The following is a 13566-nucleotide window of genomic DNA, read 5'->3' as shown; positions in this document are numbered from 1 at the left end:
CCCCGACGCCGGCGACGAGGAGAACGGGCGTCAGCGACGCCCCGCCCGGTAGTACGTCGCGAGCAGCGAACTGTAGGAGACGCCGGTGAGGACGCCGACGAGTTTGGTGACGCCGACCAGGACCGGCGGCGCGAGCGCGGCGAGACCCACGATCGGCAGGTCGGTTCGCGACGGCGCTTCCAGCCCCACGTCGCCGTCGCGGTAGGCGACGTAGCCGCCGACGAACAGGGCGAGGCCGGCGACGAACAGGCCGCCGGTGAGGAGGCCGGCGAGTAGCAGAGACCTCGGCCCGTCGAGTGCCGTCACGAGGACGTCGGTGAGACGGCGGACCAGACGCTGCCAGACGAACACGCCGACGAGCGCGCCGGCGACGAGGCCACACTCCACGACTATCGGGCGGACAGCGTCGTCGGCGCGTGCGCTTCGGAGGGACATTCGTCTTCCGACTGGGGGCGCGGGGCCTTGATTCGCTCGGCGAGACGGAAAGGGAGAAGAACTGGGCTTCGGCTTCGACCGCTTCTTCCTCTTCTTCGCGGTAGTACTTCTCGATGAGTTCCTCGTCGACGCGGTTGAGTTCTGCCTTCGGGAACATCGAGAGGAGGTCCCAGCCGATGTCGAGCGTTTCGTCGATGGAGCGGTCGGTGTCGAAGCCCTGGTCGACGAACTCCGCTTCGAAGCGGTCAGCGAAGTCGAGGTACTTGTTGTCGCGTTCGCTCAGCGCCTCGCGGCCGACGATGTTCACCAGGTCGCGCAGGTCCTCGCCCTCCGCGTACGCGGCGTACATCTGGTCGGAGACGTCGGCGTGGTCCTCGCGGGTGAGGCCCTCGCCGATGCCGTCGTCCATCAGGCGCGAGAGGGAGGGGAGCACGTTGACCGGCGGGCGGACCCCCTGCGAGTTGAGGTCGCGGTCGACGTAGATCTGCCCTTCCGTGATGTAGCCCGTCAGATCGGGAATCGGGTGGGTGTCGTCGTCGCCGGGCATCGTGAGGATGGGAATCTGCGTGACCGAGCCCTCGCGTCCCTCGATGCGGCCGGCGCGCTCGTAGAGCTGTGCGAGGTCGGTGTACATGTACCCGGGGTAGCCACGGCGGCCCGGAACCTCCTCGCGGGCGGCACCGATCTCGCGCAGCGCCTCGCAGTAGTTGGTCATGTCCGTGAGGATGACCAGCACGTGGTAATCCTTCTCGAAGGCGAGGTACTCGGCCGTCGTGAGGGCCATCCGCGGCGTGACCGTCCGCTCGACGGCGGGGTCGTCCGCGAGGTTCATGAAGACCACGGAGCGCTCCAGCGCGCCGGTGCGCTCGAAGTCCTCCATGAACTCGTTTGCCTCCTCCTGGGTGATACCCATCGCGCCGAAGATGACCGCGAACTCGGAGCCCCCTTCGTCTCCCTCCTCTTCTTCGGGCACCGTCGCCTGGCGGGCGACCTGCAGTGCGAGCTCGTTGTGCGGCAGGCCGGAACCGGAGAAGATCGGTAGCTTCTGTCCGCGGACGAGTGTGTTCATGCCGTCGATGGCGGAGACGCCCGTCTGGATGAACTCCTCGGGGTACTCCCGCGAGACGGGGTTGATCGCCGCGCCGACGATGTCGTGGCGCTCTTCCGGAACGATCTCCGGGCCGCCGTCGATGGGGTTGCCCGAGCCGTCGAGCACCCGTCCGAGGAGGTCCTCGGTGACGGGCATCTTCAGCGTCTCGCCGAGGAATCGGACGGACGCGTTCTTGTCGATACCGGTGGTCCCCTCGAACACCTGGATGGCGACGACGCCCTCCGAGGATTCGAGGACCTGTCCGCGCTTGGTTTCGCCCTGCGGCGTCTCGATCTCGACGATCTCGTCGTATCCGATCGCCTCGTCGACTTCGGCGAACACCAGCGGACCGCTGATCTCGGTGATGGTCTGGTACTCTTTCATCAGTACTTCTCCCGGAGTTGCTCCGTGATGTCGTCTTTCAGCGCTTCGATGTACTCGTCCCAGTCTTCCTGCACGCCGATACGGTTCAGACGCGGCGCGGCGTCGATGTCCGTGATCTCCTCGACGGGGACGCCCGCTTCGAGTGCGCGGAACGCCTCGTCGTTGAACGCCTTGATGGCCGTCAGGATGCCGTAGGTCTTGGCCGGCTCACAGTAGGTGTCGGTGTCGTGGAACGCGTTCTGCTGGAGATACGCCTCGCGCAGGTAACGCGCGACTTCCAGCGTCAGCTGCTGGTCTTCCGGCAGGGCGTCCTTGCCGACGAGCTGGACGATCTCCTGCAGTTCGCCCTCCTCGTCGAGGACGTCGACGGCCCACTGGCGGATGTCCGCCCAGTCCTCGGCGACGTTCTCGGTGAACCACGGATCGAGCTGTTCCCGGTAGAGCGAGTAGGACTCGTTCCAGTTGATCGCCGGGAAGTGCCGGCGCTCGGCGAGGTCGGCGTCCAGCGCCCAGAACGTCTTGACGATGCGCAGCGTGTTCTGCGTGACCGGCTCCGAGAAGTCGCCGCCCGGCGGCGAGACGGCCCCGATGACGGAGACCGACCCCTCGGTGTCGTTGATGTTCTCGAAGTAGCCGGCGCGCTCGTAGAACTCGGAGAGGCGCGCGGCGAGGTAGGCGGGGTAGCCCTCCTCGCCGGGCATCTCCTCCAGTCGGCTGCTGATCTCGCGCATGGCCTCGGCCCACCGCGAGGTGGAGTCGGCCATCAGCGCCACGTCGTAGCCCATGTCGCGGTAGAACTCCGCGATGGTGATGCCCGTGTAGACGCAGGACTCGCGCGCGGCCACCGGCATGTTCGACGTGTTGGCGATGAGCGACGTGCGGGCCATCAGCGGGTTGCCCGTCTTCGGGTCTTCCAGCTCCGGGAAGTCCTCGATGACCTCCGTCATCTCGTTGCCGCGCTCGCCACAGCCGACGTAGACGACGATGTCCGCGTCGGCCCACTTGGCGAGCTGGTGCTGGGTGACTGTCTTCCCGGAGCCGAAGGGCCCCGGGATGGCGGCCGTCCCGCCTTTCGCGATGGGGAAGAGACCGTCGAGGATGCGCTGGCCGGAGACCAGCGGCGTCCGCGGCGTCTTCTTCTCCTGGGCCGGGCGCGCTTCGCGCACCGGCCACTCCTGGTGCATCGTCACTTCCTCGCCGGTGTCGAGTTCGACGATCGCGTCGGTGACGGTGAACTCGCCCTCCTCGACGGCGACGACTTCGCCGCCCTCGAAGTCCGGCGGCACCATGACCTTGTGCTCGATGGTGACCGTCTCGGGGACCGTCCCCACGACGTCGCCGGGTTCGACGATTTCGCCTTCCTCGACCTCGGGCGTGAACTCCCACTCCTCGTCGAGGTCGATGCCGGGGGCGTCGACCCCGCGGTCGAGGAACGCGCTGTCCATCTTCTCTTCGAGGACGTCGAGGGGCCGCTGGACGCCGTCGTAGATGGCGTCGAGCATCCCCGGTCCGAGGTCGACCGTCAGCGGCTCGCCCGTGTTCTCGACGGGTTCGCCGGGGGCGACGCCGGACGTCTCCTCGTACACCTGAACGGTCGTGATGTCGCCTTCGATCTCGATGACCTCACCCATCAGCCCTTCGTGTCCGACGTACACGACGTCGTTCATCCGGGCGTCGAGGTCCTTGGCGGTCACGACCGGACCACTCACGCTGTTGATGATGCCGTCCTCACGGACGGTCTCTTCTGTTGCCTGACTCATGTTAGTCTTCCTCCATCAGATCGATACCGATGGCTCGTTTGATCTGCTCGCGCAGTCCGCCGCTGCCCGCGCCACCGCCGAGGGTGACGAGGACGGGTTCGACGCTCCCCTCGACCGACTCCCGGACCTGCCGCGAGAGGTGGTCCATGTCGTCGTCGTGCATCACGACGATGCCGACGTCGTCGTCTTCGAGGGTCGTCTGGACGGCGTCGTCTAGCTGTTCGTCTTTCTGCTCTTCCGGGACGTTCTCGCACTTGCGAACGCCCGCGAGTCGGAAGCCCGTCGTGAACTCGGGGCTCCCGACGACGGCGATTTCCTGGCTCATAGGATCACCAGCTCCTCTTCGATCTCCTCCTCGGAGAGGCCGGCCTCGCGTCCGCGAGCGATGGCCCGGATGTTGTCCACCTCGCGCTCCTTGGCGAGGATGTACGAGATGACCGGGGCCACCGACAGCGGGTGGACGATGCCGAGGCGGTCCGAGTATTCGAGCAACGCTGCCTCCAGCGCGCGTTCGAACTCGATGAGGCTCTCTGCGGTCTCCAGTTCGTCGAGCGCCTGCGAGAGGTCGTCACCGTACGGGCTGTCGCGGAGGTGCTGGACGAGTTCGTCCGGGTTCGCCGCGAGCGAACTCAACTCCGCGGCCGAAAAGAGCCGGCCGCCCTCGATGTAATACTCCGAGGGGTCGATGTCCGCCCCGCTCCGCGCCAGCCGGAGCGCGTTCCGGACGTTCCGGAAGTCGATCTCCGCCTGCAGGAACTCGTGGTAGAGCTGCGTCGCCTCGTTGACGTCGAGCCCTTCGATCAACTGCTCGTAGAACGCGCGGTCGACGGCGTTCTCCAGGGGCACCAGCACGCCCGACTCCTCGTACTCGTCGTAGGCGTCGCGCAAGGGCTCGGCGAAGATCGTCCCGTCGAGCAGTTCGGTGACGTCTTCGATGCTCCCCGCGTCGAGGAGCTGGTCGAGCAGCCGGCCCGAGAACTCCCCCGCGCGGATGAGGTCGGTTTCGACCTCCTCGCGGGCGGTGTCGGAGTAAATCCCCCGAATGACCGTCTTCACGTTCCACGCGTCGAACTTCCGCAGGTACCGGGCGATCAGGTCGTAGAGACGCCCCTCGGCCCAGTCGAGGAGGTCGTCGAAATGCTTCGCGAGATTCCGGTTCAACGCGTACTCGATGAGGTCGACGCCCGAATGTCGAGCCCCGAGCGCGTTGATCTCCGTCTCGTACTCCGACTCCTCCATGAAGCGGGCGATTTCGGCCGGCCCCATTCGAATCAGTTTCCGATACTCCTCGTCGCTGAACAGCGCGGCCCGCCGCGACCGGACGCGAGCGGTGACGTACTCCGGGTTCGAACCGCCGGCTGTGGTACTCATCGCTCGAACAGTCGGTTACTCAGTTCCTTCAAGTTGTCCTCCCAGACGTCTTCGAGAACGGAGTCGAAGGTGTTGTTCACGCGGACCCTGGACTGTTCGCTCTCGACGACGACGCCGCCGAGACAGTCGTACGGCCCCGCGTAACTGAACCCCTCGTACTCGTCGAGGACGTCTTCGAGCAGGTCGGCGTCGGACTCCCGGCCGCGGACGGCGACGTCTTCGTCGCCTTCGAACTCCTCGGCCGCGGCGTCGAGCAGCGCCCGGGTCAGCTCCTCGCGTTTCTCGCCGTCGATGTCGGCGACGGCCTCCTCGACGCGCTCGCGCACGTCCTCGAGGATGTCGCGACGGGCTTCGAGGCGCTCCTGTTTCGCCTCCAGCTTGGCGCTCGAGATCGTCTGCTCGCGCTCCTGCTCGATCTTCCGTTCGATCTCCTGCTCTCGCTCCTCGCGGAGCTGTTCCGCGTCCTGTTCTGCGTCCTCGATTATCTCCTCGGCGCGTTCTTCTCCCTCTTCGCGGATTTCCTCCGCACGCGCGCGGGCTTCGTCTCGAATGTCCTCGACAACTGTATCCAAACTCATTGGTAAGGGGGAGAGACGGTGTTCAGACCAGGAACACGACGACGAGCGCGAGGATGACGAGCGTCTCGGGCAGCACCGTCAGGATGAGCCCGTTGACGAACAGACTCTCGTCCTCTGCGATAGCCCCCATCGCCGCCGCCCCGATGCCGCGCTCCGCGTATCCCGCACCGAACGCCGCGAGCCCGACCGCGAGCGCCGCTGCCGCCGTCGGTTCGAGTGCCGGTGCCGCTCCCTCTGCTTGCAGTGCGATTTGGCTGAATGTTTCCATCATAGTATGTGTCTCCTCTGGTACCGGATTCGTCTCCGAACGTGCGTATGTGCCGAGAGATGACTCATAAAGCTTCCCAAACCGTCCGGAGGTTACGATCGAGACGTACGGCAGGCTGTACGACCGTTTTCTCCCCTGATAGGAGGGGACGAAGACGGGCGACGCCGGGTCGGACGTCGAGCGCGCCGGTCAGTCCTCGGTGGTGTAGGTCCGCTCGTAGCCGAACGGGTCGTACGCGCGGCCGCCACCCTCGAAGAACTTCCCGAAGAACTCGACGTACTCGAGACGAATCGCCTGCAGGCCGGCGCTCGTCACGCCGAGCGCGAGGACGAGCGCGTGGCCGAGCACCAGGACGACGAGCCCGACGAGGAGCGTCGCGGCGTCGCCGTGGACGAGCCCGCCGAACATGATCTCGGTCACTTCGTGACCGTGCGCCATGTCGCCGACGTGGGGCATGTGGCCGAGGCCGAAGTGCCACTCGGCGTCCTGCCCGTGGCCCGTGACGTAGACGCCGAAAAACAGGAGGTTGACCGTGAAGGCCATCCCTGCCTTCGCGAGCAACACGGCGGCGATCCGCGTGTACGACAGGACGTTCACGAGGACGTTCAGGAACTCGACGGCCTCGATGGGCTCGCCGACGGCGAGCAGGACGAGGCCGACGGCGAAGACGCCGAGACCGGCCCAGCCGACGATGGCCGGGAAGCCGGCGAATCCGATGGGAATGACCCCATCGGCGGCGAACGTCGTGTACAGGAACGCCGGAGCCGTTCCCTGGACGACGTCGCTGAAGATCCAGACCCAGAGGCCGTTCAGCATCAACAGCCACGACCCGCTCTCGTAGACGGCGTGTTTGGCGTCGTGGAGGTTGAAGTTCTCGACGAAGTCGAGGATCCAGCCGACGTTGAGGTGGAAGATGCCGGCGAGGACGCTCACGACGAGCCAGCCGCGGGCCCACTCGATGCCGGCGGGCGAGAGCCCTTTCTCCATCGGCGGGTGGCCGGCCCAGACGTACTCGGAGATGAGATGCAGCCCGAAGATTTCGCCGTAGAGGATTCCGAACAGCGCCGTGAACGCGCCGGCGAAGAGGGTGACCCCACCCATGCTCTTGAACGCGGGGTTGTCGCCGTACTTCGTATACAGGACGTATCCGATTCCGGCGTAGATGAGGCCGTATCCGAGGTCACCGATCATGAAGCCGAAAAACGCCGGGAACGTCAGAAACAGGAAGACGGTGGGGTCGAACTCGGAGTATTTCGGGCGGTTGACCGCCTGGACGAGGAGTTCGAACGGCTTGACCACGCCCGGGTTGTCCTGGACGACCGGCGGCTGGTCGTCTTTCATCGTCACGGCGTCGCCGCCGTCGGAGATGGTAGTCACGCCGCCGTCCGCGGCGACGTCCTCCCGGTGGTGAGTGCCGTTGCTCGTGTACTCGGCGCGTTCCAGCTCCTCGATCTGGACGCGGTCGCCGACCGACTCTTCGAGCGCGGTGGCGAGGTCGTCGTATCGCTCGGTCGGCACCCATCCCTCGGCGACGAACGCGTTGGTCGTCGTCGCGAACGAGAGCGGCGCTTCCGTCTTCTGGACGTCGATGGAGAGTTTCTCCTCGGCCGCGAGCAGGAAGCCGGCCGCGTCGAGTTTCAGGTCTTCGAGTTCGTCCTCGACGGTGTCGAGCTTCGACCGGAGCTGCTGTTCCCGGTGTTCGAGTTCGCGGATGTACTCCTCCGGGCTGCCGTCGGCGTCGGGAATCTCGACCGACTGGAAATCGGCCCCGACGAGGGCGTCGCTCAGCGCCGACTCGTCCGCGCCCTCGACGGGACGGACGAAGACGCCGAGCGTCCGGTCGCCCTCGAAGATTTCGAACGTCCGAACGTCGTCGGCGTCGACGAGCGCCTCCTCGACCGAGTCGCGCCGGCCGGTGCCGACGGCGACCTGCAGCGTCTCGTAGCCGCGCAGCAGATCCAGGTCGATGCCGAGGTCGACGAACGGCTCGGTCGCGTCGAGTCGGTCTTCGACCTCGCGAAGCTCAGTGCGGAGGTCGTTGCGCCGGTCGTCGAATTCGTTCACGCGTTCGCGGATCTCCTCGAGCTCCGCCTCGATGGCCTCGTCGGTGACGATGCGCGTCGGCCCCGCGTCGTCCCCGTCGACGTCGAGGATGCTCTCGATGGCGCGGACGGTGACGAGTTTGTCCGACGCCTCCTCGGCCCCCTCGATGGGGCTGCCGGGATCGAAGCCCTCCCACGATCCGTCGTAGTCGGTGACGTGGAGCAGTCGCAGGTCGTGGGCGACTTCGATGACGTCGTCCATCACCTGTTTCGACCCCGTCACCGATATTTTGCTCATCTGCTCAGGTCTGAGCATACACCGCCTCCTCGAACCGTTCGAGCGCGAATTCGACTGCCTCGTCGACGTTGTCCTGTGCCTCGGCGGCGAGTTCCTCGCGGGCCAGCTCGCCCTCGGCGAGGATCTCCTCGCGGCGGGCCTCGATCTCGCTCCGTGCCTCCGCGAGGCGACTCTCCTCTAACTCGTCGGCCTCCCGTTCCGCCTCGTCGCGGATCTCGTCGGCCCGCTTTCGCGCCTCAGCGATCGTCTCCTCCCGGTCGGCCTTGGCCTCCTCGACGATCTCGTCGGCCTCGTGCTCGGCCTCCTTGATCCGTTCGAGAACCTCTGGTCTCGGCATAGTTACTAATCGTTGGGACGTTGCGTAATCGGCCTATAAGGTGTTTGCGAAAGCCAGCGGCGACGTTCGGTTCGGGTGTTATCCGCCGAACTGCCTCAGGCCAGCGGCGTCCGCTCGACGACGGTGCCGTCGACGGTCGGATACTGCTCGACGATTTCGCCCTCGTCGACGTCGCCCGACTCGATCATCTCCTCTAGGAGCCACCACGCGAGTTCGACGTGGTCGGATTTGACCGTGTAGAACTCCTCGGGAACGCCGAGTTCGCGCAGGCGTTCCTCGGGGGCCCACGTCTTGCCGTAGACGAGGGTGCCGTCGTCGGTGACGTCGTCGAACTCGCGACGAATCTGCCGGGCCATCCGCTTGAGGCGGCGGCGGTGCTGGGCGGCGTCTTTGAAGACGGAGGTACAGAAGTAGACGCGCTCGTGGTCGCCCATCGTCTCCAGGATCTCCTCGCGGGAGCCGTCGACGGCGCTCATGTGTCCCTCCTTCAGTTCGAAGCCCTCCTCCTGCATCCGGCGGTAGTTGCCGTCGGACATCTCGAACTCGTTGACGTTACAGAAGTCGGCGGCCCCCTCGTCGAGGAAGTCCAGAAACTCCGTCTCGGCGCGAATGCCGGGGATCTCGAAGGCGGGCGTCATCCCCTCCTCGCGGGCGACGTAGAGGATGTCCTCCCACTCGGTGCCGTGCAAGTCGCCCCACTGTTCGTAGGGGGTGGAACCGTATCTCGTCGAGTCCGGCCTCGGCCAGCCGGCGCATGTTCTCGCGCCCGCCCGTAATCCCGGTGTAGAGGTGGATGTGGTGGTCCTCGCCGAACTCGTCTTTGAGCAGCGAGATGTAGTGGCAGGTCTTGTCGAGAGCCTCCTGTGGTTCGCCGCCCGTGATCGACGACCCGAGGGCGTCCATCCGCTCCGCCTCGGCGACGACGTCCGCGTCCGACTCGACGGCCCGCTCGTTGGCGTACACCTGCCGGACGTTCTTCCGGTTCTCGCCGAGCGGGCAGTAGAAACAATCGCGCTGGTCGCAGTAGCCGTAGACGAACAGCACCATCTTCCCGCCCTTGGCGCACTGTTCACATCCCTTCGAAATCATTCGGTGTCACCGGCTACGTCATCCACCGTCAAAAGGGACGCGACTCGTGGCGACCAGCGGTCGTTCGGCGTCCCCGCTCTCCCGAAAACAGATATAGCTCCCCGGCCTAGAGTCCGTCGATGCTGCTCGTCCTCTGTGTGGACCTCGACGACGACCTCGGCCGAAAGACCGGCGTCGAGACGCCGGTCGTTGGCCGCGAGGCCGTCGAGGACGCCGCCGTCGCCCTCGCCACGGCTGACCCGGAGGACTCCGACGTGAACGTCCTCTTCCAGGGGTTACACGTTCTCGACGACCTTCGGTCGACCGAGGACGAGGAGATCGAAGTGGCGGCCGTGACGGGCGTGGACGGGAGCGACGTGCAGGCCAACCGCGTCGTGGGCAAAGAGGTCGACACCGTCCTCGCCGGCCTCCGGACCGGCGAACCCGTCCACGCCGTCGTCATCTCCGACGGCGCACAGGACGAGTCCGTTCTCCCGGTCATCCGGTCGCGAGTCCCCATCGACAGCGTCCGCCGCGTCGTCGTCCGGCAGGCACAGGACCTCGAATCCATGTACTACACGATGAAACAGGTGCTCGCCGACCCCGAGACCCGGGGACCATCCTGGTTCCGCTCGGCGTCCTCCTGCTCATCTACCCGTTCGTCACCATCGCCAGCCTGTTCGACGTCCCCGGTGCGGCCGTCCTCGGCCTCATCTCCGCGCTCCTGGGCCTCTACTCGCTGTTTCGCGGCCTCGGCCTGGAAGCCGTCGTCGACGACGCGGCCGACCGCGCGCGGAACGTCCTCTACGCGGGGCGGGTGACGCTCATCACGTACGTCGTCGCCGCCGCCCTCATGGTCGTCGGCGGCGCGCAGGGCGTCGAGATGCTCCGGACGGTCGAGGGCGGTCTCCGGGCGTCGCCGTCGGCGGTCCACATCCTCGCCGCCCTCGTTCACGGCGCGATCCAGTGGTTCGCCGCCGCGGGCGTCACCAGCAGCCTCGGCCAGGTGACCGACGAATATCTCGACGACCGCTTCAAGTGGCGCTATCTCAACGCGCCCTTCTACGTGCTCGCCATCGCCATCGTCCTCTACGCCGTCTCCGGGTTCCTGCTCCCGCCGGTCAGCGGCGTCGACACGCTGACGCTGACCGACCTGGCCGTCGCGCTCACAGCCGGCACGCTGATGGGCGTCCTCAGCACCCTGACGTTCGCCGTCGCGGAATCGCGGTTCCCGAGCGCGTCGACGGCGCACTGACGGCCGCGATCCGGGTCGTCTCGTGGCTATCGCTCCCTGACGACGACGAACTCGGCGAGGTCGCGGAGGTAGTCCTGAGCCTCCGTCTCCGGCGCGTCGGCGGCGTCGAGGGCGGCCAGCGCCCGGTCCGACTCCGCGCGCGCCCGGGCGTCGGCCTCTTCGGGAGTGAGGTCCGTCACCTGCACCAGCGAGGGGCGGTCCATCTCGGCGTCCTGCCCCGTGGGTTTGCCGAGGTCGCCCTCGTCGGCCGTGGCGTCGAGGACGTCGTCACGGATCTGGAAGGCGACGCCGACCCGTTCGGCGTAGTCGCCGAACGCCTCGACGGTGAGGGCGTTCGCGCCGCCCGCGACGGCTCCGAGTTCCGCCGCCGCGCGAAGAGCACGCCCGTCTTGCGCCGCGCGAGTTCCATATACTCCGCCTCAGTTTCGGGTCGGGCGACGAGCTCCGTCGCCTCGCCCTCGCCGAGTTCGACCATCGCCTCGGCGACGATGCGCATCGCCCGTTCGTCCGCGGAGAAGAGGGCGAACGCCTCGCCGAGGAGGCCGTCGCTGGCGACGATGGCCGGGCCGTAGCCGAACTCCGCCCAGGCGCTGGGCGTGCCGCGTCTGACCGCCGACCGGTCGATGATGTCGTCGATGACCAGCGACGCGTTGTGGACCAGTTCGACGCCGACGGCGAAGTCGACGGCGTCGCCGGGGCTCCGCCGACGGCTTCGCACGCCAGCACCGTCACGGCCGGCCGAACCCGCTTGCCCCCGCCAGCGTGACGTGGGCGAGTTCCTCGGAGAGGGCCGCCGGCTCGACCGAACGGATGACCTCCTCGAGGCGGTCGTTGACGAGTTCGACCCGTCGGTCCAGATACTCCATCAGTCACCAGGTGGGCGGCGCGTGGCAAGTACGTGACGAAACGAACGACGCGACGGGGGACACGGCGGTTGGATCGACGTTACTCGAACGCCTCGATGAGCGCCGGGACGACGTCGAACAGGTCGTCGACGACGCCATAGTCGGCGATGTCGAAGATGGGGGCGTTCGGGTCCGTGTTGATGGCGACGATGGTCTCTGCGCCCTTCATCCCGGCGACGTGCTGGACCGCGCCGGAGATGCCGATGGCGAGATAGACGTCGGGGGTGACGACCTTGCCGGACTGGCCGACCTGTCGGTTCTTCGGCAGCCAGCCGTTGTCGACGATGGGTCGGGAGGACGACACCGTCGCGTCGAGGGCCTCGGCCAGGTCGAAGACGAGATCGAGGTTCTCCTCCTCGCCGATGCCGCGGCCGACGCTCACGAGCACGTCGGCGTCGGTGATGTCGACGTCGCCGCCGCCGACTTCCTCGAAGCCGGTCACCGTCGATCGCACGGCCGACTCGTCGATGTCGACGTCGAAGGGGACGACGTCGGCTCCGCCGTTCGCCTCCGCGGCGGGCCACTCGCCGCCGCGCACGGTCACCACGACCGGTTCGGCGTCGACTTCGATGGTCGTCTCGACTTTCGACCCGTACATCTCGCGGGTCACGTCGAGGCCGTCGTCGGTGTCGAACGCGATGGCGTCGGTGACGAGGGGAGCGACAACGAGTTGGCGACGGCCGGCGCGTAGTCGAGGCCGTTGACGCTGTTGGGCAGGAGCACCACGCCCGGTTCGAGGTCGGCGTACAGTTGCTCGACCGCCTGCAGGTAGACGTCGTGGTTGAACTCCTCGCCGTAGTCGACGGTGTGGATGGCGTCGACGCCGTCGAGGTCGAGTTTCTCGGCGAAGCGGTCGACGTCGCCGCTGACGACGGCGACGTGGAGTTCGTCGCCGCCGGCGAGTTCGCGCCCCGCCGTGACGAGTTCGTAGCTCACGTCCCGGAGCGACCCGCGTCGGTGGTCGACGACGGCGAGCACGTCGCTCATTCCGCGCCCACCCCTTCTCGCGGAGAACGGTGGCTAACTCGGCGGCCGTCGCCTCCGCGTCGCCCTCGAACAGCGTCACGTCGGACTCGCTTTCGGGTTCGTACATCTCGGTCAGGCGGAGGTCGCTCTCGACGACCGAGGCGTCCAACCCGAGGTCGCCGAGGCCCGTCGCGGCGATCTCCTTGCGTTGGGCCTGGCGAATGCCGCGCAGGCTCGCGTACCGCGGTTCGTTGATCCCCGTCTGGATGGTGAACACCGCCGGCAGTTCGACTTCGGTGAGTTCCTCGACGCCGCCTTCGAGTTCGCGGCGGACGCTCGCGGTGTCCTCGCCGAGTTCGAGGTCGTTGACGACGGCCGCCCACTCGAAGCCGAGTTCGTCGGCCAGCGAGACGCCGGTCGCGCCGAAGGAGTCGTCGGCGGCCTGCACGCCCGTCAACACGAGATCCGGGTCCTCCTCGGCGGCGACGGCCGCGAGGACGTCGGTCTTCGACTCCACGTCGAGCAGGTCGACGTCCTCGAACGCGTCGTCCCAGACGCGGACCGCGCGGTCGACGCCCTTCGCGAGGGCCATGCGGATCGTCTCTTCGCTCCGTTCCGGTCCGATGGTGACGGCGACGACCTCGACGTCGTCGCCCGCCTCGGCTATCTGTACCGCCGCTTCGACGGCGTAGTCGTCCCACTCGTTGAGGTCGTATTCGAGAGACGACTCGGAAATCGAGGTGCCATCGATCTCGAAGTCGTCCTCGACCTCCGCGACCTCCTTGACGGTCACGAGGATTTTCATCGTC

7 protein-coding genes and 6 pseudogenes are annotated in these 13566 nt (G+C 67.0%); 1 reads left to right on the top strand and 12 read right to left on the bottom strand.

The window, feature by feature from the left end:
- Positions 1–499: 499 nt before the first annotated feature.
- The 9 genes and pseudogenes from ACFQJD_RS18175 to ACFQJD_RS18135 all read right to left on the bottom strand — a co-directional run.
- Positions 500–1909, bottom strand: a pseudogene (locus tag ACFQJD_RS18175) (ATP synthase subunit B); the annotation flags it as partial.
- Positions 1909–3669, bottom strand: a complete 1761-nt coding sequence (locus tag ACFQJD_RS18170) for an ATP synthase subunit A (protein WP_379800118.1) — start codon at positions 3667–3669, stop codon at positions 1909–1911. The gene ACFQJD_RS18170 and the pseudogene ACFQJD_RS18175, both read right to left, overlap by 1 nt.
- A gap of 1 nt (position 3670) precedes the next feature.
- Entirely contained in the window at positions 3671–3994 is a 324-nt protein-coding gene (locus tag ACFQJD_RS18165) for a V-type ATP synthase subunit F (protein ID WP_379800116.1), read from the bottom strand.
- Positions 3991–5040 (bottom strand): V-type ATP synthase subunit C, encoded by a 1050-nt coding sequence (locus ACFQJD_RS18160; protein WP_379800114.1) that lies wholly within the window; start codon positions 5038–5040, stop codon positions 3991–3993. The genes ACFQJD_RS18165 and ACFQJD_RS18160 overlap by 4 nt, the downstream gene beginning before the upstream one ends.
- Positions 5037–5618, bottom strand: a complete 582-nt coding sequence (locus tag ACFQJD_RS18155; protein WP_379800112.1) for a V-type ATP synthase subunit E — start codon at positions 5616–5618, stop codon at positions 5037–5039. The genes ACFQJD_RS18160 and ACFQJD_RS18155 overlap by 4 nt, the downstream gene beginning before the upstream one ends.
- 22 nt (positions 5619–5640) lie before the next feature.
- The gene (locus tag ACFQJD_RS18150; RefSeq protein WP_379800111.1) at positions 5641–5889 is read right to left on the bottom strand and encodes a hypothetical protein; all 249 of its coding nucleotides are present in this window, start codon (positions 5887–5889) and stop codon (positions 5641–5643) included.
- Positions 5890–6075: 186 nt separating this feature from the next.
- The gene (locus tag ACFQJD_RS18145; protein ID WP_379800109.1) at positions 6076–8244 is read right to left on the bottom strand and encodes a V-type ATP synthase subunit I; all 2169 of its coding nucleotides are present in this window, start codon (positions 8242–8244) and stop codon (positions 6076–6078) included.
- Positions 8231–8563: an ATP synthase archaeal subunit H gene (gene ahaH, locus ACFQJD_RS18140; protein ID WP_379800107.1), complete on the bottom strand. Its 333-nt coding sequence runs from the start codon at positions 8561–8563 to the stop codon at positions 8231–8233. The genes ACFQJD_RS18145 and ahaH overlap by 14 nt, the downstream gene beginning before the upstream one ends.
- Positions 8564–8658: 95 nt before the next feature.
- Positions 8659–9652: pseudogene (locus ACFQJD_RS18135) on the bottom strand (radical SAM protein).
- Positions 9653–9771: 119 nt separating this feature from the next.
- Here ACFQJD_RS18135 and ACFQJD_RS18130 point away from each other — a divergent pair.
- Positions 9772–10886 (top strand): annotated as a pseudogene (locus ACFQJD_RS18130) (DUF373 family protein).
- Positions 10887–10912: 26 nt separating this feature from the next.
- Here ACFQJD_RS18130 and ACFQJD_RS18125 read toward each other — a convergent pair.
- From ACFQJD_RS18125 to ACFQJD_RS18115, 3 pseudogenes are all read right to left on the bottom strand, one after another.
- Positions 10913–11752: pseudogene (locus ACFQJD_RS18125) on the bottom strand (polyprenyl synthetase family protein).
- A 79-nt stretch (positions 11753–11831) separates the two neighbouring features.
- Positions 11832–12778, bottom strand: a pseudogene (locus ACFQJD_RS18120) (electron transfer flavoprotein subunit alpha/FixB family protein).
- 10 nt (positions 12779–12788) lie between these two features.
- Positions 12789–13562: pseudogene (locus ACFQJD_RS18115) on the bottom strand (electron transfer flavoprotein subunit beta/FixA family protein); the annotation flags it as partial.
- Between the last annotated feature and the right edge of the window lie 4 nt (positions 13563–13566).

Source organism: Haloplanus sp. GCM10025708, from assembly GCF_042663985.1.
Taxonomy (GTDB): Archaea; Halobacteriota; Halobacteria; order Halobacteriales; family Haloferacaceae; genus Salinirarus; species Salinirarus marinus.
Note: the sequence above shows the minus strand (reverse complement) of the source record. Positions and strands in the feature narration are given on the sequence as shown.

Excerpts from the sequence above, each read along its gene's own strand:
- ahaH (WP_379800107.1), bottom strand. The coding sequence starts at position 8,563 with ATGCCGAGACCAGAGGTTCTCGAACGGATCAAGGAGGCCGAGCACGAG.
- ACFQJD_RS18150 (WP_379800111.1), bottom strand. The coding sequence starts at position 5,889 with ATGATGGAAACATTCAGCCAAATCGCACTGCAAGCAGAGGGAGCGGCA.
- ACFQJD_RS18170 (WP_379800118.1), bottom strand. The coding sequence starts at position 3,669 with ATGAGTCAGGCAACAGAAGAGACCGTCCGTGAGGACGGCATCATCAAC.
- ACFQJD_RS18165 (WP_379800116.1), bottom strand. The coding sequence starts at position 3,994 with ATGAGCCAGGAAATCGCCGTCGTCGGGAGCCCCGAGTTCACGACGGGC.
- ACFQJD_RS18160 (WP_379800114.1), bottom strand. The coding sequence starts at position 5,040 with ATGAGTACCACAGCCGGCGGTTCGAACCCGGAGTACGTCACCGCTCGC.
- ACFQJD_RS18155 (WP_379800112.1), bottom strand. The coding sequence starts at position 5,618 with ATGAGTTTGGATACAGTTGTCGAGGACATTCGAGACGAAGCCCGCGCG.
- ACFQJD_RS18145 (WP_379800109.1), bottom strand. The coding sequence starts at position 8,244 with ATGCTCAGACCTGAGCAGATGAGCAAAATATCGGTGACGGGGTCGAAA.